General features: G+C 63.5%; 17 protein-coding genes. 2 read left to right on the top strand and 15 right to left on the bottom strand.

Going from position 1 to position 19,030, the window contains the following annotated elements:
• Window positions 1-77: 77 nt before the first annotated feature.
• The 4 genes from J0W34_RS16550 to J0W34_RS16535 are packed head-to-tail and all read right to left on the bottom strand — an operon-like array spanning window position 78 to window position 3,033.
• Complete coding sequence (locus J0W34_RS16550; RefSeq protein ID WP_230969514.1) at window positions 78-854, bottom strand: enoyl-CoA hydratase; 777 nt, start codon at window positions 852-854, stop codon at window positions 78-80.
• 20 nt (window positions 855-874) lie between these two features.
• Window positions 875-1,471 (bottom strand): lipopolysaccharide transport periplasmic protein LptA, encoded by a 597-nt coding sequence (lptA, locus tag J0W34_RS16545; protein WP_227816353.1) that lies wholly within the window; start codon window positions 1,469-1,471, stop codon window positions 875-877.
• Window positions 1,472-1,473: 2 nt separating this feature from the next.
• Complete coding sequence (gene lptC, locus J0W34_RS16540) at window positions 1,474-2,043, bottom strand: LPS export ABC transporter periplasmic protein LptC (RefSeq protein ID WP_230969513.1); 570 nt, start codon at window positions 2,041-2,043, stop codon at window positions 1,474-1,476.
• Window positions 2,044-3,033, bottom strand: a complete 990-nt coding sequence (locus J0W34_RS16535) for a KpsF/GutQ family sugar-phosphate isomerase (RefSeq protein WP_227816355.1) — start codon at window positions 3,031-3,033, stop codon at window positions 2,044-2,046. It abuts the gene before it with no gap.
• Between the two features lie 105 nt (window positions 3,034-3,138).
• On the opposite strand from J0W34_RS16535, the gene J0W34_RS16530 reads away from it, so the two are divergent.
• Entirely contained in the window at window positions 3,139-5,109 is a 1,971-nt protein-coding gene (locus tag J0W34_RS16530; RefSeq protein ID WP_230969512.1) for a monovalent cation:proton antiporter family protein, read from the top strand.
• Here the strand turns inward: J0W34_RS16530 and J0W34_RS16525 are convergent, their stop codons facing one another.
• Window positions 5,110-5,763, bottom strand: a complete 654-nt coding sequence (locus J0W34_RS16525) for a prepilin-type N-terminal cleavage/methylation domain-containing protein (RefSeq protein ID WP_227816357.1) — start codon at window positions 5,761-5,763, stop codon at window positions 5,110-5,112.
• Between the two features lie 207 nt (window positions 5,764-5,970).
• Between J0W34_RS16525 and J0W34_RS16520 the strand changes: the two genes are divergently transcribed.
• A complete protein-coding gene (locus J0W34_RS16520; protein ID WP_230969511.1) occupies window positions 5,971-7,677 on the top strand; it encodes an ATP-binding protein in 1,707 nt (568 codons plus the stop codon).
• Here the strand turns inward: J0W34_RS16520 and J0W34_RS16515 are convergent.
• The 10 genes from J0W34_RS16515 to J0W34_RS16470 are packed head-to-tail and all read right to left on the bottom strand — an operon-like array spanning window position 7,669 to window position 18,962.
• On the bottom strand, window positions 7,669-9,006 hold the full coding sequence (locus J0W34_RS16515) for an adenylate/guanylate cyclase domain-containing protein (RefSeq protein ID WP_227816359.1): 1,338 nt from the start codon (window positions 9,004-9,006) through the stop codon (window positions 7,669-7,671). The two genes, J0W34_RS16520 and J0W34_RS16515, sit on opposite strands and share 9 nt — an antisense overlap.
• Before the next feature lie 17 nt (window positions 9,007-9,023).
• Window positions 9,024-9,665 carry a type II secretion system protein gene (locus tag J0W34_RS16510; RefSeq protein WP_230969510.1) on the bottom strand — a complete coding sequence of 214 codons (642 nt, stop codon included), beginning with the start codon at window positions 9,663-9,665 and terminating at the stop codon, window positions 9,024-9,026.
• A gap of 8 nt (window positions 9,666-9,673) precedes the next feature.
• On the bottom strand, window positions 9,674-10,864 hold the full coding sequence (locus J0W34_RS16505) for a hypothetical protein (RefSeq protein ID WP_230969509.1): 1,191 nt from the start codon (window positions 10,862-10,864) through the stop codon (window positions 9,674-9,676).
• The gene (locus J0W34_RS16500; RefSeq protein WP_230969508.1) at window positions 10,861-11,178 is read right to left on the bottom strand and encodes a hypothetical protein; all 318 of its coding nucleotides are present in this window, start codon (window positions 11,176-11,178) and stop codon (window positions 10,861-10,863) included. Before J0W34_RS16500 ends, J0W34_RS16505 begins: the two co-directional genes overlap by 4 nt.
• The gene (locus J0W34_RS16495) at window positions 11,175-11,756 is read right to left on the bottom strand and encodes a hypothetical protein (protein ID WP_230969507.1); all 582 of its coding nucleotides are present in this window, start codon (window positions 11,754-11,756) and stop codon (window positions 11,175-11,177) included. Before J0W34_RS16495 ends, J0W34_RS16500 begins: the two co-directional genes overlap by 4 nt.
• Entirely contained in the window at window positions 11,753-13,246 is a 1,494-nt protein-coding gene (locus tag J0W34_RS16490; RefSeq protein ID WP_230969506.1) for a hypothetical protein, read from the bottom strand. Before J0W34_RS16490 ends, J0W34_RS16495 begins: the two co-directional genes overlap by 4 nt.
• Window positions 13,246-14,448, bottom strand: a complete 1,203-nt coding sequence (locus J0W34_RS16485; RefSeq protein WP_230969505.1) for a type II secretion system F family protein — start codon at window positions 14,446-14,448, stop codon at window positions 13,246-13,248. Before J0W34_RS16485 ends, J0W34_RS16490 begins: the two co-directional genes overlap by 1 nt.
• Window position 14,449: 1 nt before the next feature.
• Complete coding sequence (locus J0W34_RS16480) at window positions 14,450-16,159, bottom strand: GspE/PulE family protein (protein WP_230969504.1); 1,710 nt, start codon at window positions 16,157-16,159, stop codon at window positions 14,450-14,452.
• Window positions 16,156-17,301, bottom strand: a complete 1,146-nt coding sequence (locus J0W34_RS16475) for a tetratricopeptide repeat protein (protein WP_230969503.1) — start codon at window positions 17,299-17,301, stop codon at window positions 16,156-16,158. The genes J0W34_RS16480 and J0W34_RS16475 overlap by 4 nt, the downstream gene beginning before the upstream one ends.
• Window positions 17,298-18,962, bottom strand: a complete 1,665-nt coding sequence (locus J0W34_RS16470; protein WP_230969502.1) for a pilus (MSHA type) biogenesis protein MshL — start codon at window positions 18,960-18,962, stop codon at window positions 17,298-17,300. Before J0W34_RS16470 ends, J0W34_RS16475 begins: the two co-directional genes overlap by 4 nt.
• Between the last annotated feature and the right edge of the window lie 68 nt (window positions 18,963-19,030).

Genomic DNA, 19,030 nt, shown 5'->3' with positions numbered 1-19,030 from the left:
TGCTGATCGAGAGGGAATTCGCCTCAAGGACGGGTCGGCAAGTTCGCGAGTAGAACTTGCCGACGAACGGCGGGCGTTTAGCGGTGCTTGAAGTCCGCCTTACGCTTCTCCACGAAGGCGGCCATGCCTTCTTTCTGGTCTTCCAGCGCAAAGGCGGAGTGAAAGAGGCGTCGTTCGAAGAGAAGCCCTTCCGAAAGGCCGGATTCGAAGGCCCGGTTGACCGATTCCTTGATCATCATGACAACAGGCAGCGAGTAACCGGCAATGCTGCCAGCTGCCTTGAGGGCTTCGTCGAGCAGGGTGTCGGCGGGAACGATCCGGGAGACCAGGCCCGCGCGCTCTGCCTCTTCAGCGTTCATCATGCGACCGGTCAGGCACATGTCCATGGCCTTGGCCTTGCCAACGGCGCGGGGCAGGCGCTGCGTGCCCCCGGCGCCCGGGAGAATGCCAAGCTTGACCTCCGGCTGCCCGAACATGGCCGTGTCGGCTGCGATGATGATGTCGCAGGCCATGGCCATCTCGCACCCGCCGCCGAGGGCGAAGCCGGCCACCGCGGCGATGACCGGTTTGCGGCAGGTCTTGATGCGCTCCCAGTTGCGGGTGATGTAATCGCCCAGATAGGCGTCCATATAGGAAAAGTTGGCCATGGCGCCAATATCGGCACCTGCCGCGAATGCCTTGTCAGAACCGGTGATGACGATGGCGCCAATGTTCTCGTCCGCCTCGAACTGATCGAGTGCGATACCCATTTCGTCCACCAGCGCGTCGTTGAGCGCGTTGAGTGCCTTGGGGCGATTGAGTGTGATCAGGCCGACCCGGTCGCGGGTTTCGACGAGGATGTTTTCAAAACTCATGGGGAGCATTCCCTCCGGATTTACTGCGTTGCTGCGCCCTCATCCGCAGGTGCTTCGCTGGCCGGCGCTGCCGGGGTGGAAGTCGTATCCGTTCCTGAGGTCTTGGGCTGGATGACGGCCCGAACGCGCCCACCCCCGCTTGATGCACGTGTCGAACCACTGTTGGTGACGATGTACTGGCCGGTGTAACCGTCGTACTCGATGTACTGGCCGCGCACTTCGTCCTTGCCACTGATCACATAGGCATTGGTGTACAGGAAGGTCTTCTGGGTGCGGCCATCGTATTCGATGCGCTTGGCCTCTCCGGTGACGATTTCACCGCTGCCGTCGCGTTTTTGCCGGAAGGAGGCCAGCCCCTGGTCGCTTGTGGCCACGCCTTTCTGGAAGCCTTCCCCGTCCTGGGTCACGGTCAGTTGATCGCCGCGTATCTGGAGCGTGCCTTGGGTGAGCACTACCCGGCCTTCGAAAACATGTTTCTTCTGCTGCTCGTTCACGGTGACCTTGTCGGCCTCGATATTGACCGGCTTGCCCCGATCCGCGCGCTCGGCATGAGCGACCGGGGTGAGCATCACGAAGAACAGGCCCAATGTTGCCAGGGAGGGGATGTTTGCTTTCATTGTTATTTCCGCGTGTTAGGCATGTGTACTTTCACCCGGCCGGTGAGGGTGACGACCCCGAAGATGTTGTCCGCGTCCATGCGGTCCCCCGTGGCAACAGAGCCGTTTTGCGTCAGCGTGACCGGGGTCGTGCTCTTGGCCGACTCCACCTCGGGCCAGACCGTCAGTGTGGCTGAACTGAAATGGGCGGGCGCTTCACCGGGGATGGTTCGTTCGCCTTCCACGTTGCCCGCCATGTCGACACGTTGGCTATCATCACGCACTTCAGCTGTGTCCGACGACCAGCGCATGTCGAGCGCATCGCGAACGAGGTGAACAACCGGCCCATCAAGGCGGGCGTGTTGTTCGCCGGGCAGATGCTTCATTTCGCGTGCATCGAGATAGTAGTGCGGGTTGCCATTGATGTCGAAACGGGTGATCGACATCTGTTCGACGATGACATCTGGTCCTTCGAGGACATCGGGGCTGTTGGCGACGTCAGCCACCCGGGTGGCGCGCTCGAGCCAGAAGCTGCCACCCGCCAGGAGGGTGAGCACGATGATGGGGAAGACGTGATGAAAGCGCACCTGCATTCAGATCACCTTCGCCTGCATCAGGTCGTGCATGTTGAGGGCGCCTGCCAGGGTGCCATCGCGAGTGGTCACGAGCAGCTGGTTGATGCGGTGCGTCTCCATCAGCTGGGCTGCCTCGGCAGCCAGTGCGTCAGGGTCGATCTGGCGCGGGTCACGGGTCATGAGTTCCGCAAGGCAACTCTTCCGGATGTCGCCTTCGCGCGAGAGGGCACGGCGCAGGTCGCCGTCCGTGAAGATCCCCAGGGGGCGACCGGCCTCATCAACGATGATGACCATGCCCATGCCGCCCTGCGACATTCTGACGAGCGCGTCGGCAAAACTTGTATCTGCTGACACCGTGGGCAATGCCTCACCGGTCCGCATGACGTCGCGGACATGCGTGAGCAGCCGTCGCCCCAATGCGCCCCCCGGATGGCTGCGGGCGAAGTCGTCTTCGCCGAATCCGCGCGCCTCGAGCAGGGCCACGGCCAGCGCATCGCCCAGCGCAAGTGCGGCGGTGGTACTGGCCGTTGGTGCCAGATTGAGCGGGCAGGCTTCTTCGCTGACGCCGGCGTCCAGGTGCACGTCGGCGTCACGTGCCAGTGGAGAGTCCGGGTTGCCTGTCATGGAAATGAGCCGCGCGCCCTGACGTTTGACCAAGGGGACGATCGTGAGCAACTCTTCGCTCTTGCCTGAATTGGATACTGCGATCACGACGTCTGCCGGTGTGATCATGCCAAGGTCGCCGTGCGCCGCCTCGGCGGCGTGGACGAAATAGGCCGGGGTGCCGGTGCTGGCCAGCGTGGCCGCGAGTTTGCGACCGATATGACCGGTTTTACCAATGCCGGTGACGATGACGCGTCCGCTGGCGCCGAGGATGAGCTCGACAGCGCTGACGAACTGTCCGTCGAGCCGGTCCGCGAGTGCGGAGACTGCCGCAGCTTCGATGCTCAGGACCCGACGGGCCTGCGCAAGGCATTCGCTCGGCAAAAGGGCGTCATTTCGGGGCATTGACTCGGAAAGCAATCGGTTAAACTGGACGCAAAAGTATATCAGAAGGGCCTTTCGGCCCCGCCCGAAGACGGGGCGTCACCTCGGGGAAATGAGCGCAGCCGTATGGTCAATACGCTGGAACTTGTGCTGTTGTTGCTGGCCGCCTCTGTTTGTGTGGTCGCGGTGTTTCGCAGTGTCAATCTGCCGCCGGTGCTGGGCTACCTGCTGGTCGGTGCAGTCATCGGGCCGCATGCGCTCGATCTGATGAAGGACGAGTCGAGCGCGCGCCATCTGGCCGAGTTCGGTGTCGTTTTCCTGATGTTCTCGATCGGACTCGAGTTTTCCCTGCCACGTCTTTACGCGATGAAGCGCATCGTGTTCGGCCTTGGCAGTGTTCAGGTCGTCGGCACCATCATATTGGCGACAGTCATCGGGCTTGCGCTGGGTTGGGGGACGGTCGAGAGCTTCACGCTGGGCGCGATCGTGGCCACGTCTTCCACGGCCATTCTTTCCAAGCTGCTGGCAGACCGACTCGAACTGGAGTCAAAGCACGGGCAAGAGACCATCGGCGTCCTGTTGTTCCAGGACATTGCGGTGGTGCCGCTGCTGATTCTGCTGCCGGCCCTCTCGGAACCGGCCGAGGCGCTGATGACCACATTGAGCATCGCGGCACTCAAGGCGGCGGTCATGCTGGCCCTGGTGTTGTTCTTCGGTCAGCGCCTGATGCGCGCCTGGTTCACCCTGGTGGCCAAGCGCCGCTCCGGCGAGCTGTTCATGCTCAACGTGCTCCTCATCACCCTTGGGTTGGCGTGGTTGAGCGAGCTGGCTGGGCTGTCGCTTGCACTGGGCGCCTTTCTCGCCGGCATGCTGATCTCCGAGACCGAGTACCGCTATCAGGTGGAGGAGGACATCAAGCCGTTCCGCGACGTGCTGCTCGGTTTGTTCTTCGTGACCGTGGGCATGTTCCTTGATGTGGGTGAGATTGCGGGGAACCTGCCGGCCGTGATCGGCATGGTGCTGGTGTTGCTGGTGTTGAAGTTTGCCGTGGCCGCGGGCGCTTCACGCCTGTTCGGTTCGACACCGGGCACCGCCATGCGCACCGGCTTGTGGCTGTGTGCCGGCGGCGAGTTCGGTTTCGTGCTCATCTCGCAGATTGCGGATCGGAGCATGCTCTCACCGGTGCTGATGCAGGTGACGGTGGCCGCGCTGGTGCTCTCGATGCTGCTGGCGCCTCTGATCGTTCAGGTGTCGGACAAGCTGGTGATGCGCTTTGTCGCGTCGGAGTGGTTGTTGCGCTCGATGGAGCTGACCCGCGTGGCAGCGCAGTCGATGAACACCCAGGGCCATATCGTGATCTGCGGCTATGGTCGCAGTGGCCAGCATCTGGCGCGCTTTCTCGAGCAGGAAGAGGTGGGCTATGTGGCGCTGGATCTCGATCCCGAGCGTGTCCGCGAGGCGGCAGCTGCGGGCGATACGGTGGTCTATGGTGATGCCGCCCGCAAGGAGACGCTGCAAGCGGCGGGGGTGTCTCGCGCGAGTGCGCTGGTGATCTCGTTTTCAGGCGTGGATGCCGCCTTGCGCGTCATCCACCACGTGCATGCGATCCGGCCTGACCTTCCGGTGATTGCGCGTGCCACGGATGAAGCCGAGATGGCCAAGCTGTCGGAGGCCGGGGCGGCTGAAGTGGTGACCGAGGCCTTCGAGGGGAGCATCATGCTCGCCTCCCATGCGCTCGCGCTCATCGGTGTGCCCATCAATCGTGTGGTGCGCCGCATCCGCAGCATCCGAAGCGAGCGCTATGCGCTCATGCGCGGTGTCTTTCACGGTGCCAGCGATGCGCCGGAGGATTTCGACAATACGCAACTGCGCTTGCACTCGGTGACCGTGCCCAATGGTGCACGTGCCGTGGGTCAGACCATCGGGGAGATGGACTTTCCGTTACTCAACGTGAGTGTGTCCGCGGTGCGTCGGAGGAACATCCGGGGCCTCAGCCCCGGACCGGAGACTCAGATTCTTGCCGGTGACGTGATCGTTCTGCTGGGAGAGCCCGCGAGTCTGCAGCTGGCCGAGAAGCGCTTGCTACAGGGGGGATGATCAGTTGGCGACGCAGACCACGAAGTTGGCGGTGTCGTCGTCGGCGGCGGTGAGATTGCGCGAAGCCTGTGTCGTGTCGCCGTTCGGATAGATCCGGGTGGAACCGGTCGAACCATCGCCGTTGTCCAGCGTGGCTTCGATCTGGCGGGCAAACCGTCCAGACATTCCGCCCGAGCACACAAAGAACGCGCCGGCCATGCCATTGGGTGAGTTGCTGGTGACACCGAGGATGCCGCCCAGCGCATTGGCGGGAAGAAAATCACCTGCGTTCGGATCGGTCGTGCCGTTGGCCAGGTTGGCCATGCGCACGTGCTGCCAGAACAGCACCGATTCGTCCGTGGGCTCGCGTGAGTCCCAGCTCCCTTCGATACGGCCGTTGCCTTGCACAGCGTCCGCCGGCGTGGTCGCATTCGCGCCGCCCACGTGGTCGTCTGCTGCCGGGTCGTCTCCCGGAAGACGCTGAAAGCGGTCCTGGTAGCTATATACCATCGTGGCCACGCCCTTGATCTCCTGCACGAGATTCTTGGCCCGCGCGCTGTTGATCAGTTCCTGTCCACGCAGCACGCCGCCCAGCAGCAAGCCGATGATGACAAGAACAACCGCGATTTCGATCAGGGTGAAGCCGCGTTGTGTTTTTCTTTTTGACAGGGACATCAATCTCTCCACATTTTTCATGCTATGCCGAGCAATTCCCGTGCCCGGGCGCCTTTGCCGGATTTCGTGATATGCGTCACGAAAAAGCGACACAGATGTTCATGCGCTGACACTGTGTGTCGAATATTCGACATGCTGCCCGATTTTTGACACCTCGCTGATGCGAACGCCGTGTTTGGCTCCGGGCTCAGTCGCTACAATGTCGGCATGTCGCTCATTCAACGTTCATTTGCAGATCGGGTAGGCCAGCTGCTTGGCAGGCCCGCTGCCGAGTTCCGAGTCCTCGCGCTTTGCCTGGTGGCTTTGCACGTGGTGATGGTGCAGGGGCCGGAGGATGTGGTCGGGCGCTTGCTGATGCTGGTGCACCTCGGGTTTTTCCTGCTCTGGCAGCCGGTCGTGCGCGGTGCGTATCGTTTGGGCTGGGTCAATTCCCTGGCCATGATTGGCGGCATTGCCGCCATGTTCCTGTCCTTGTCCTGGGGGCTGCTGGCGGTATGGCTGATCACGCTCGCCAGCGCCGTGAGCGGTGCGGCTTTCGTGTCGGAGCCCGGACGCCCGCGCTTGCCATACCGGTTTGCACTCGCCTACCTCGTCGCGAGCCTGTTGATTGTCGTGGTGCCGCATCTCGTGCCTGTGGCGAGAGACGTGTCCGCGCTGTTCGACTGGTTGTCTCTCTTGCTGTTGCCTGCCTTGCTCGCCGGCGTGGCGCTCGGGCGTCCGGGCAGTTCTCACGCGCGGACCCGGGGGATCGATTTTGTCTCGGCCGCCTTGTTGTTTCTGGTGTTGACGGTCATGGTGCTGGGCGCGCTGGTCGCCATGTGGTTGATGGCCTTGCCCTACCTGGTGGCGATCGTGTTCGCCCTGTTTGCCACGGCCGGTTCGCTGGTGGTCATGGCGTGGGCGTGGGATCCTCATCTGGGGGGACCGCAGCTCGGTGCACAGTTCGCGCGACGTTTATTGTCGGCGGGGATGTCGTTTGAAGAGTGGCTGCACGAAGTGGCCTCGTTGGCGGTGGCGAATGATGACCCCGAAGCGTTTCTTGAGGCGGCCTGTCGTCAGATGCTGCAGCTGCCGGGTGTCCGTGGCGGGCGCTGGCAGGTGCCTGAAGGCGAGGGCAGCTTCGGTCGCCTGGAGGGGGTGGAGCGCATCAAGCGATCGGCGCCGCTTCAGTTGAATCTCTTTCTGGCGCGCGCCCCGAGTGCGGCGATGGATTGGCATCTAGACCTGACCGTACGGCTTCTGGGGCAGTTCTATCTGGAGAAACGTCACGCACGCGAGCTGGAGTCCCTGTCCTACGTGCGCGCTGTCCACGAGACGGGCGCGCGCCTGACGCATGACGTGAAGAATCTCCTCCAGTCGCTCAATACCCTGTGTTTCACCGCGACGCAACCACAGACCGACGCCACAACACTCAAGGCGCTGGTGGGGCGGCAACTTCCGGTGATCACCAGTCGCCTGGCCGCGACCATGGAGAAGCTGCGTGTTCCCTCGCAGGTGGAGTCGCCGTTCGTCCCGGTGGAAACGTGGTGGCGGCAGGCCAAGGAGCGTCATGCGGGATCGCCCGTGCGATTCGAGGGTGATCCTGCCGGCGTCGAGGTCCCGACGACCCTGTTCGATACCGCGCTAGATAATCTCGTGCAAAACGCGCTCGACAAGCGGGCGCACAATCCCGAGGTTGTCATACAGGTGGTATCGGGGCTGACGGACGGGCGCCCCTGGCTTGAAGTCACGGACAGCGGACATGCGCTCGATCCGCGTTTGCGAAGCCGGCTGTTCTTGCAACGCGTGCCCTCTGACAACGGGCTTGGCATGGGCTTGTATCAGCTGGCACGCCAGGCCGAGGCGCTGGGTTACCGGGTCGAGCTGGTCAATGCCGAGGCCGGCTCAGTGTGCTTCAGGCTTGCCTCAGGCTGACTCGGCGGAGTCCCTTTTCCGTTTGGCCAGCTTCGCTTCGAGCTGATACACGATCATGTCGCCCTTGCCCTTGAGGCGGACGCTGGCGCGTTCGCCAAAGCGGTAGCGTGACTCCAGGTGCATGTGGGTGCGCCGGTCGCATTGAATGACACCCTGGCAGCCCTCACTCGACAGACGGCTCGCCATATTGACGGTGTCGCCCCACAGGTCGTAAATGAACTTGTGCTTGCCGACGACGCCTGCGACCACCGGGCCGGTACTGATGCCGATACGCAGCGCAAGGGGAATGTTCACTTCGTCACTCAGGCGGGGGAGTGCGGCCTGCATATCGAGCGCTAGGTCTGCCATGGCCGAACACGGGTCTTTGCACCGGTTGTCCAGTCCGCCCGCCACCATGTATGCGTCGCCGATCGTCTTGATCTTCTCCAGCCCGTGTTTCTCGACCAGATCGTCGAAGTGACTGAAGACGGTGTTGAGCATGTTGAAGACGTCCTGGGCGCTCAATCCGCCGGCAATCTTGGTAAAGCCGACGATGTCCGCAAACATCACCGTTGCGCTGTAGAAATCGTCGGCCACGCGCTGGCCTTCGATCTTAAGCCGTGCCGCCACCGAGTCAGGCAGTACGTTCAACAGCAGGCTTTCGGAGCGAATCTGCTCCTGCGTGAGCATGTCCATGGTTTCGCCCAGCTGGTCACGCACGCGCTGTTTCTGCTCGAAGGCAAAGCGGAGCAGGGCGTATACCAGCCCGGAGATGGCGATGAAGTTGAGGGCAAAGAAGATGACGGAGGTCCGCAGGGACACATCGGCCGTGGTGTCCAGGGTGGGGGCGACGTCGACCAGCAGAAAGTCGAAGACGCCCGTCAGTGCGGTAAAGAAAATGTAGGCAAAGAACCAGGGCAGGGACTCGCGCAAGCCAAGCACGAAGACGGCGCCGATGGGGGCCATGAGCGCCCACAGAATCACGCCCGAACCGGATATGAAGTTCCCCATGCTCCATTGGGCGACGAAGGGAAAGAACAGGATCAGGCCGAGCTGGCTGAAGCGGAACCACTGAAAGTTGCCGCTGTGAATGTAGTAGGCGAGGTTGGCCGCCAGCAGCACCTGAAAGAGAAAGGGCAGCGTGGACGACAGCTTGGGGCCGGTCAGCCAGTACAGCAGCAGCCACAGGCCCGTGGCGATGCTCATCAGGCCGGTGGCGAACACCAGCAGCGACTTGGCCTGACGCGTTTCCTCGTCATCGCTTGGCAACGCGCCGGCCTGACGCAAACGCGTCATGAAGGGCTGTGCGTAGTAACTCAGCTCGTGGTCGAAGTCGCGCTCTGGCTGCATGGTCCTCTGGGGCGCTCTCAGAAGGTGCCCGCTTCGGCAAGGCGGGCGATCAGCATGGGGCGGCCCATCCAGATCAACATGTCATCGAAGCTCGTGGTCGGCTCGCCCGCTTCGTAATCCGGGTTGCCGCCCGATTCGAAGGCCGCATTCAATCCGTCCGCCGTCTGATTCGAGGCGACACTGTACACAATAAACACGGCCGTGTTGTCAGAGGTGAGCGTCACATCGGCACCATCGTGGTCGCGGACAACGATGTTCTGTCCATTGGACGTGGTGCTGCTGATCGCCTCGGCGAAATTGCCGTCGACGCGATACCGCCATACGTTGCCCCAGGGGTCACGGGCCGAAACGCCCAGTTGCCGCCAGGGCAGGAATCCATCGCTCGTTCCCATGGTGCATGGGGGACTGGCACTTGGCTCAAGGCCATGCATGGGGTCGGTCAGGTCGACGGTCAGTGTTGGGCAGGGGAGCCGTCCATGGATGATGGCGTAGCCCACCAGCGCGGTTTCGATGTTGCTGAGCGCATCGCGTGCTTCGGCCCGCTGGCGTGCTTCGATCTGTCCGCCCAGCGGCAGCAAGAACATGCTGGCGAGAATGGTGATGATGAGCAGCACGATCGCGATCTCGGCGAGGGTAAAGCCTCGCTGCGGTGAACGCATGGCATTCCTCAGAGACATATCGCAAGATCCTCGTACGGACGCGCGGGGTCGAAGGCCGCATTGCCGGCAAACATCTGATCTTCCGGATCGGTCAGGGCCTGGGTGTTCGACTCGAAGAACTCGCCGGCCAGCCCGCTGGTCCGGTCTTGCGCTGTGGATGCCTGACCTGAGAACAGGAGCATGCCTCGGCAGACGTCGCCACGCACCGTTCTGAGGCAGGTGGATGAGGCGCTTTCGATGCAGCGCAGATACACGAACTGGCTGTGCCAGTGCTTCAGCAACTTCGCCTCGCGGCTGGCGGGATTGGGCACGAGTGTCAGCGGGATGGCGCCGATTTCCACATTGCCGATCTGAACGGGATCATCGGGCGGCGGCAGCATGGTGGTGGGTGGGGCCGACAGGTTGAGGACGCTGACGTTGAGGACGGTGCCAATCACGCCGGTGGCGAAATCGCTGCGCCGCAAGAAGGCACCATCGAAAATCTCGGCGGGTGTCAGCCAGGCGGTCTGATCGTTGAAGGAAGTGTCGCTCGCTCGTGCGTCCAGGACCGTCACCTGTACTGAATTCGGCGTTGAAAAGTCCGACTCGAGGTAAGCGGCCACAACGCTGCTGCTGGCGCCGGGGCCGATGCAGGGCGCGCCGTTTCGAGCCGGCCGCGTCTGACCCGGGAGCGCAGGGCCGGCGGCAATGACCACCGCCACGGCACGGTCAAGGGGGCGGTTGATGGGGAACGTCAAACGCCCGTCCGGCGTCTGCACGGAGAACTGCCCGAGGGCATCCCAGTTCATGCGGCCGCCTGTCGGGGTCGGGCTGTTCTTGTATGCGCCCGACACGGCGTACCACAAACACTCTCCGCTGCCATCCCGGAGCGGTGGCGTGCCCATGGTCCGGTAGGGAAACAGCCCGACGGACAGCCCCCCGGCACCATCGCAACTCAGTTCGGCTGAACCGTCACCGTCCTGGTCGGGACACAGCATATAGCCGGGGATCGGATTATCCGTGTGTGTGTATTGGTAGCTCTGGGCGTATTTGCGCAGGAGTGCTTTGGCTTTTGCCAGGCTCTGGGCAGTTTCGGCCCGTGTCTGGATTTGAGTGCTGGACGCGCGGTGGTAAAGACTGACCCCCAAACCGATGGCGCCGAGCATCAGCAACAGGGCAAAGGCCGGCAGGAGAAGGCCGCGCTGGCGTCTCGCTCTCATCGTCGGTGAATGCGGATCTCGATGCGCGGTTCCTGCTCGCCGGCCGGTGCCGCCACCCGGGGTGCGATGCCCTCGAGTTGCTGTGCCGATTCCTGCCGGGCTTTTCCGTCGATCCAGACGGTGGCCGTGCCGTTGCCACGTCGGACGAAACCATTGATCGTGGGCTCGGTGGTGGCCTTGGCAGCCGGCGCAGCGCTGCCTTGTCCGAGGTCGATGCGTGCGCGTTCTTCAGGGGTGAAGAACAACCGGCCCATCGGCGCTGCGACGCTGGAGCCGACCAACAGCACAGACAGCGAGAAGACCAACCGTTTCACGATGCGGGCTCCAGCCGTTGCAGGGTGAGCCATCGTAACTCACAGGTGGCGCGCAGTCGGTCAGTCGTGCGGGCCTGGCGTTCAAGTTCGCACTGACGGGGTTGAACGACCGCCGTCGGGGTGGCCATGAGCGCTGCCATCAGATCGAGCAGGGCCTGTCCATGGGGAAGCTCCATACTGATGCGCATTCGGGATTCCATCCAGCTGAGCTGCCGGGCCTGTTCCGTGGTCAGTGGGCGCTGAGGCAGGATTTCGTAGCGGATATTCTCGATGCCGAGGCGCTTGCGGGTCATGTCGAGGGTTTCGACCCAAAGCAGCCGTTGCTCAGGGCCCACAAGGCCGGCTTCGTTGAGGCGGCCATAAACGTCGATGGCCTCGCGGACCTCGGTCTCCTGGGTCTGCGCGGTTAGCAGTCGTGCCGATGCACTGCGCTGGATGCGTTCCGCATCGGCGAGCCGGGCTTCGGCATCGGCGCATGCCTTGTCGGCGGCGTAGAGGGCGGCGGCACCCAGTGCGACCAGTACGACCGCAAACGCGATCTGCCAGCGAAGTACGCGCAGCACCTGATTGAGCGTCATGGGCGCCCCCCCACCGAAAATTCAACCTCGAACTCGGGGCGCTTCAGCGTTGCGGGCGCATCACTGCTGGCCGAAAAAGTCTGGCTCGATGCCAGATTGACGGGCGAGCGCAGCAGTTTGGCGCCGTTGGACGTGCCGGCGCCAAGATCGTCCAGAAAGCGGCCGACCTCATCGAGCATGCCACGACGGTCATTGGCCGAGGATTCGGGGAGAGACAGGGCGGCGACGCCGGCGCTGAGGCCTGTGGAGGCATCCGTGCGGATTTGCCAGTCGATGCGCTCAAGTTGTACGTCCGGATGTTGGTCAAGGGCGCGCGACAGATGAAGAAACCAGGATTCCGGTGCTATCTGGGCCTGCTCGAGTTCGTGCAGTGTCTTGATGGCGTCACGCAATTCGGTTGCTGGAATGTCGAGTTGAGGACGCTCGGTCTCGAGTCGCTGCAGTTGAGCTTCCTTGATCTGCGCCGACTGACGCACGGCCACGGCTGCTTCGAGCATCTGCTGGCCATCGAACCAGACTTTCCCCGCATAGAGCATGGCCGCGAAGAAGATGGCCACCGCCGCTCCGACGAGCCCCTGGCGCATTCGCCAGATGCCGAAAAATCGGGTGTCCGTGGGCGTTGCCAGTTGAGCAATGCCGGTTTCCCGGGCCAGACACTGCAGTAGCACGGGCAGGGCGCTGGAACCGCGCGGTTCCTGTGCAAGCCCGAGCTTCGAGGCAACCAGATTGACCGGCAGGTGCTCGAAGTGGAGCTCGGCACTTTCGCGAAGCGCCGGGCGCAGGCGCTTGTAGTCGGCATCGTCCACCATGAGCTGGACGGTCAGCGGAACGTTGCGCGGGATGAGGCGCTGGCCGGCCAGGTAGGAATGGGTTTTGAGGATCTCTGCGGCGCACTGGTCTTCCAGCCCGATCGGAATGTCGTCGAGACTTTGCGCAAGGCGGCTGAAGCGCACACGGCCGTGCTCGAAAAAGGTCTGGCGCATGCCGCCCGGCGTGAAATTGACCAGCAGGCGATTGTCCGAGACCCCTCGCAGGCGCTTGAAGATGGTGTCGAGCACCAGCGGTGGCGTGTGGATACCGCTCAGTGCCACCTCGTTGGCACGCAGCACATCCAGCCACGGATCGATGGCCGCCTGGCGTGTCAGCGCGACAAACAGGAAGCGCTCGTCACGCCGGCCTGTGCGCTCCCGGCCGAGCGAAATCGCGGCGCTCAGAGGCGATCCGAAAAAGGCCTGATCGGTCTTGCGCTTGAGCATCGCCGTGCGATCTTGCCCCGAAACGTGTGGAAGCACTTCGAACTGGAAGCCCTCTTCCATGACGTCGACAAGCAGCGAAAAAATGGCCTTTCGGTAGGTCTGCACATGGCGGACGAAACCGTCGATACCGGGTTCGGTCACCGGGAAGCGCTCGATCAGGCGCAGGTGTCCCTGCTTCCAGTAGAAGCAGTGCATGGCACTGGCGTCGAGATAGAGCAGGTGACGTTGCGGCATCAGGTGGGCAGCTGGGTGATGATGTCGTAGATGGGACCGAGTACGGCGAGGATGATCCCGAGCAGCAGGGCGCCGATCAGCAAGGTGAGCAGGGGTTCGGTCACTGCCTGCAGGCGCTCGACCGATTCGCGCACGTCCCGATCATAGAAGTAGGCGACATTGCCAAGCGCCTCGTCGAGTGCGCCGGTGTTCTCGCCCACCCGCAGCATGCGCACGACCAGGGGCGGAAAGAGGGGGACGGAGGCGAAGGCGCCTGACACGTTTCGCCCTTCGCCGATGCGCTCGCCAACCTCGCGCAGGCCTTCGGCGATGACGCTGTTCCCGGCCGCGGCCTCGGCGCTCTTGAGCGCGTCCACGATGGGGATGCCGGCGCCGTACATCATGGAGAACAGACCTGAGAAACGCGCCAGCATGATCTTGCGACGTATTTCGCCCAGCAGGGGCAGGCGCAGCAACATGCCGTCCCACAGGTGACGGGCGCGCAGGGACGTATTGAGCGCCAGTTTGATCGACAGCCCTGTGATGATGACCAGGCCCAACAGCAGCCACCAATAGCCGACCAGTAGATCCGACGCGCCGATCAGCACGCGGGTCGAGAGCGGTAGCTCGTTGCCGGTCATCCTGAACAGGGTGCTCAGTTGTGGCACCAGCACCAGCAGGGCGACGGACGTGGCGGCAGCGACACAGGCGAGCACGATGATCGGGTAGAGGATGACCTTGCGGCCGAAGGAGGCGAGTTCGTCATCGCGTTTCAGGTTTTCGCTGATGTCGCGAAGCACGTGGGGCAGGTTGCCCGAGGTCTCACCGGCCCTGAGCAGTGCGCAGAAGACGTTGTTGAACACGGCCGGATACTCCGCAACCGCCTCGGAGAGGTTTCGGCCGCCTTCGATGCTCTCGACCAGCCCCGCGACCACCTCCCGGAAACGCGCATGCTCCGTCGAATCCCGAAGGTCCGTGAGACCCGACAGTATCGGTACGCCCGCGCGGGTGAGTTGTTCCAGATGAAAGCAGAAGTTGATCAGCTCCCGGCGCGGGATGGCGTGCTGACCGAGGTGGCCCCGACCCTTGACCGGGTAGCCGTTGACGAAATCCATCTCCATGCGCTTGAGGCGCATTTCCAGATCGACCATGTTGACGGCGTCCATCTCTCCACGCACATGCCGGCCATCGGTGGTGACTGCCTTGTACGCGAACATGACCATGTCACGCCATCCGGTCGGTGAGGTCCACCACGCGGGTCAGTTCGTCCAGCGACGTGGTGCCATCGAGCACGCGTCGCACGCCGTCCTCGGCGAGCGAGCGGTATCCCTTGGCGCGGGCAGCATTGCGCACGTCTCGCTGGCTGGCCCGGCGGGCGATCAGCTCGTCCATGTCGGCGTCCATGCGCACCAGTTCCATGATGGCGGTGCGCCCGCGATAGCCCTGGAAGTCGCAGTGCTTGCAGCCGACCGCGCGATGCAGCGATTCGGGGCCGCGCTCGGTCGATTGGCCCAGCAGCTTGAGCTCCCACGGTTCGGGAACATAGCTTTCCCGGCAATGAGGGCACAGCTTGCGGATCAGTCGCTGGGCGACGATGCCGATCAGGTTGCCGGTCATGACCTCCGGGGTGATGCCCAGGTCGAGCAGGCGGGGAATCGCGCCGATGGCGGTGTTGGTGTGCAGGGTCGAATACACCTGGTGGCCGGTCATGGCCGCGCGGAAGGCCATGTTCGCGGTGTCCGGATCGCGGACTTCACCTACCAGGATGATGTCCGGATCCTGGCGCAGCATGGCGCGCACGCCATTGGCGAAATCGAGCTTGGCGGTGTCGGAAACGGCCGTCTGACGGATCATGGTCATGGGGTACTCGACCGGATCCTCCAGCGTCATGATGTTCAGCCCCTCATCGTTGATGTGATTGAGGATGGAATACAGCGTGGTGGTCTTGCCGCTGCCGGTCGGGCCGGTCACAAGGATGAGGCCTTCCGGCCTGGCGATCATGAGCTTGAGCAGATCGAGCTGCGCTTCGCCGAGCCCGAGCTGGTCGAGTTCGACAATGCCCTTCTGGCGGTCCAGCACACGCAGGACGATGTTTTCGCCATGGATTGTCGGCTGCGAAGAGACGCGAAAATCCACCTGCCGGCCGCTGATGTTGAGCGTGATGCGGCCATCCTGCGGCGCGCGCGTCTCGGCGATGTTCAGGCCGGCCATGACCTTGATGCGCACCGCCATGGCGGGCCAGTAACTCTTGTGCAGTGCGCGCACCTGGCGAAGCATGCCATCGATGCGATAGCGGATGCGAAGGAAGGCGGCCTCGGGCTCGAAGTGGACGTCTGATGCGTCGCGTTTCACCGCGTTGGAGAGCAGGGCATCGATCAGCCGGACGACCGGCTGGCTGTACTCGTCGGTGGTACTCGCCAGCGAGCGGAAGTCGATCTCGCCGGTTTCGATCTCGTGCAGGATGCCGTCGATCGACAGCTTGTAGCCGTAATACTGGTCGATGGCCCGCGCGATTTCAGAGTCGCCCGCCAGCAGCGTTTCGATGGCGATGTCTTCGGCGACCAGCCCTCGCAGTTTGTCGAGTGCCACCACGTCGTTGATGTCGGCAATGGCAATGGTCAGCCGGTTGCGCTCCGCGTCGAAGCTCAGGGGCAGCAAGCGGTGGCGTTTCGCCACTTCCTGCGGGACCAGACTCAAGGCCTCGGGGTCGGCGATGGTGTTCGCCAGGTCGACGCTCTGCTTGCCCAGGCTGGCCGAGAGCGCGTCGCGCAGCGCGGCTTCAGTGACGAAGCCCAGGTCGATCAGCAGCCGGCCAATGGGGCGGTCAACGCGCGTTTGCTCGAGCAGGGCGATGCGGAGCTGATCTTCGGTGATGACGCCCGTGGCAATGAGCGTCTGGCCCAGCGGGGCACGGCCCTGCGACGGCGCATTCACCGCGTGCCTCCGTCCAGTTCTGCGAGTCGTGTCTGGGCGCTGATCGAATCGAATGCAGCCGGGCGTGACCGAGCCGCGTCGAGTGCGCGTCGATAGTAGGTCTGCGCCAGTGCCGGCTGGCCGAGCTGGTCGAGGCTGACCGCCAGGTTGAAGAGGTAGTCCGGATTGCCCGGATCGGCCGTGTGGGCGTCGAAGTACGCCGATTGAGCTTCGCTCCATCGACCCTGACGCGCCAGGGCGTTGCCGAGCGCGAACGGGGTGGTGCCATCGTCGGGCGAGCTTTCGAATTGCGAGCGCAGCCGGCTTTCCTGCGCCACGATGTCGTCCGTTGGCAGCAGGCTGGCCAGGCCGACGGTGGCGACGGAGTCGCCGGGCACAGCCTCAAGCGATCGCCGGAACCAGCGGATGGCGTCTTCCGGTCGCCCGTCGCGCATGGCGATGGCGCCCATGCCGTTGAGCGCGTCCACGTTGTTCGGGTCGCGTCGCAGGTGCATGGCGTAATGGCGCTGTGCGGTGGCCAGATCGCCGGCCTGATAGGCCGCGTATCCCGCCGCCAGCTGCGGCGGTACTGCGCTGGGTGCGCTCTGCGTGCGGGCCAGGCGCACTGGCGCCTCAGCAGGCGGCGCGGCAGGTGTCGGGGGTTCGGCGTCGCCGAGGTTGCCGATATCGGGCGGAGGCAGCGCCGAACTGGCAGGCCGGGTCGGCGCGGCAGGGGCGATACGCTGGATGGCGCTGGCGGCCGTGGGTGCCGTCTCGGTTGAGGCGGGCGGTGGCGTGACGTCCACCCTGGGCGAGGGCGTCGGGGCCACTTGAACCTCGATCGGTGCCGGTTCGCCGCGGGTGATCAACAAGGTGTTGGCAGGTTGCATCTGCCACCAGACGTAAGCACCAATGGCGAGGCCGCCGACGACGCCCGCAATGGCAAACCAGACCAGAGGGCTGGGTGGCGAACTCTGCCGATTGACGTCGAACAGGTTGGCCGCGGCACGCTGGTCGCTGGTCAACTCCGGCGGCAGGGTCATTGGCGCATCGCTTGCCGGCGAGATGGGTTCGAGGGTGAGCCCCTCGAGATCATCTCGTGCGGGCGAGGACTGTTCCCGATCCTTTTCCGCTTTTCGAAGCGCGTCGATCAGCAGGCTCATGGCGCAGGCGTGCCGAGCGCAGGATACTCGGCATCAAAATTCCGACGGCCCGGTACGGGCTGGGAGAAGAAGTTATCGTCCGGCAGGCGCCGGGCCATGTCCGCGCTCATGTAACCGTCGTCGGAGACCACCGGCCGCAGGAAGATGACCAGCTCCGTCTTCTCGACGGCGTTGTCGCGCTTGGTGAACAACTCCCCGAACAGGGGCACGGCACCGACGGCGGGGATGCGCCCGGTCTTGTAGTCGATCTTGTCTTCCATAAGCCCCCCGAGCACGGCAATCTGCCCGCTGCGCAGGCGCAACATGGATTCGATTTCGCGCGTGCGGATCTGCGGGACAAGATTGCGGATGTTGGCCGCCGCGAGGTTCGGGTTGGGGTCTTCCTTGAGGTCGGAAATGCTCGAGATGGTGGGCCGGACGTTGAGTGTGACTTCGCCTGATTCGGCAATCTGCGGCGTGATCGACATGACCATGCCGACCGACACGGAGCGTGGCGTGGTGGTGAAGGTGGTGCGGCTGTCTACGTTGGCGGTGGATACCGTCTCGGCCTTGACTTCGAAATAGACGAACTCGTCCACGACCTTGAGCATGGCGGTCTGGTTGTTCAGCACGGCAAGGCGAGGACTCGAGAGCACCTTGACCGTGCCGAAAGCTTCAAGCAGTTCGATATCGATGGCCAGGTTGGCTGATTCGTAGGTGACGGCAAAGGGAATGCGCGAGCTGCCGACGTTGGCGCCGAGCTGCGGGCTGGCGATGCCGAAGGTGGTGCCGCCGAGGTGCGACCAGTCGATACCTTGCTGGTAGTTGTCGCTGAGCGATACTTCGACGATGGTCGCTTCGATCATCACCTGTCGGCGCGCGGCGGCCGAGACGCGGTCGATGAACTCGCGCACCTTGGTGTGCTGCCTGGCGGTCGCCCGTACATTCACGATGCCGGTTTCGCGGTTGACGATCACCGAGGCCGCTTCGCGGAAGCGGGGCGTTTCCCCTTCGGCGACGTCGGTGCCTGCCGGAATGATCTTGTCGGTTTCCTTGAGCAGATCCTTGATGTTGGTTTCGATCGATGCCCAGAACGCGTTCGTCGACGCGTTTTCAATGCGGGTGCTCGAGACGTTGCCTCCCGAGCCCGAGTTGCTGCCGGCGGCACCGCCGTTGGTGGCAATCTGTGTATTGGTCGACACCGTGCCAGAGGCGGTCCGGCTGACATTCACGTAGTTGATGCGATAGGTGTGCAGATACGGGGTGTCGGGCTTGACCACCAGATTGGGGCCGCTCTGCTCGTAGCGCATGTCGACCTGTTCGCCGATGCGGTCAAGCAGCTGGGGCAGTGTCTGGTTGATGGCGTTGAGGGTGACGCGGCCGCTCAGGCCCGGATGGACATCCACGTTGATGCGCGCGTCGCGGGCGAGGGCGAACAGCAGCTCGCGCACATCGACATCGTTGACCACCACGGAATAGGTCTCGGCTTTCGGGACGGCCTTGGGGGGCGGCAACGCAAAGGTCCGGGTCACCGGGGGCGGAATGTTGGCGGCGCGCATGCCCGCAGCCTTGGCCACATCGGCAGATTTGAGATGACCATCCGGCGCGACGGCTGTTGGCACGGTTGAGCAGGCTGTCAGCGCGATACAGGTGGCCATGAGCGGCGCGAGGCGAGGGTTCATGCGTTCAACGGTTGAATCGATGGGTCAATGTTAAACGTTTATTCATGAACATCAATATTTTCATGAGG

Source organism: Nitrogeniibacter aestuarii (assembly GCF_017309585.1).
GTDB lineage: Bacteria > Pseudomonadota > Gammaproteobacteria > Burkholderiales > Rhodocyclaceae > Nitrogeniibacter > Nitrogeniibacter aestuarii.
This window is presented reverse-complemented; position numbering and strand designations above follow the sequence as displayed.

Coding starts and splice junctions, on each gene's coding strand:
- J0W34_RS16520 (WP_230969511.1), top strand. CDS start 5,971: ATGTCGCTCATTCAACGTTCATTTGCAGATCGGGTAGGCCAGCTGCTT.
- J0W34_RS16495 (WP_230969507.1), bottom strand. CDS start 11,756: ATGACGCTCAATCAGGTGCTGCGCGTACTTCGCTGGCAGATCGCGTTT.
- J0W34_RS16515 (WP_227816359.1), bottom strand. CDS start 9,006: ATGCAGCCAGAGCGCGACTTCGACCACGAGCTGAGTTACTACGCACAG.
- J0W34_RS16550 (WP_230969514.1), bottom strand. CDS start 854: ATGAGTTTTGAAAACATCCTCGTCGAAACCCGCGACCGGGTCGGCCTG.
- lptC (WP_230969513.1), bottom strand. CDS start 2,043: ATGCAGGTGCGCTTTCATCACGTCTTCCCCATCATCGTGCTCACCCTC.
- J0W34_RS16525 (WP_227816357.1), bottom strand. CDS start 5,763: ATGTCCCTGTCAAAAAGAAAAACACAACGCGGCTTCACCCTGATCGAA.
- J0W34_RS16475 (WP_230969503.1), bottom strand. CDS start 17,301: ATGAGCCTGCTGATCGACGCGCTTCGAAAAGCGGAAAAGGATCGGGAA.
- J0W34_RS16485 (WP_230969505.1), bottom strand. CDS start 14,448: ATGGTCATGTTCGCGTACAAGGCAGTCACCACCGATGGCCGGCATGTG.
- J0W34_RS16490 (WP_230969506.1), bottom strand. CDS start 13,246: ATGCCGCAACGTCACCTGCTCTATCTCGACGCCAGTGCCATGCACTGC.
- lptA (WP_227816353.1), bottom strand. CDS start 1,471: ATGAAAGCAAACATCCCCTCCCTGGCAACATTGGGCCTGTTCTTCGTG.
- J0W34_RS16535 (WP_227816355.1), bottom strand. CDS start 3,033: ATGCCCCGAAATGACGCCCTTTTGCCGAGCGAATGCCTTGCGCAGGCC.
- J0W34_RS16530 (WP_230969512.1), top strand. CDS start 3,139: ATGGTCAATACGCTGGAACTTGTGCTGTTGTTGCTGGCCGCCTCTGTT.
- J0W34_RS16470 (WP_230969502.1), bottom strand. CDS start 18,962: ATGAACCCTCGCCTCGCGCCGCTCATGGCCACCTGTATCGCGCTGACA.
- J0W34_RS16505 (WP_230969509.1), bottom strand. CDS start 10,864: ATGAGAGCGAGACGCCAGCGCGGCCTTCTCCTGCCGGCCTTTGCCCTG.
- J0W34_RS16510 (WP_230969510.1), bottom strand. CDS start 9,665: ATGCGTTCACCGCAGCGAGGCTTTACCCTCGCCGAGATCGCGATCGTG.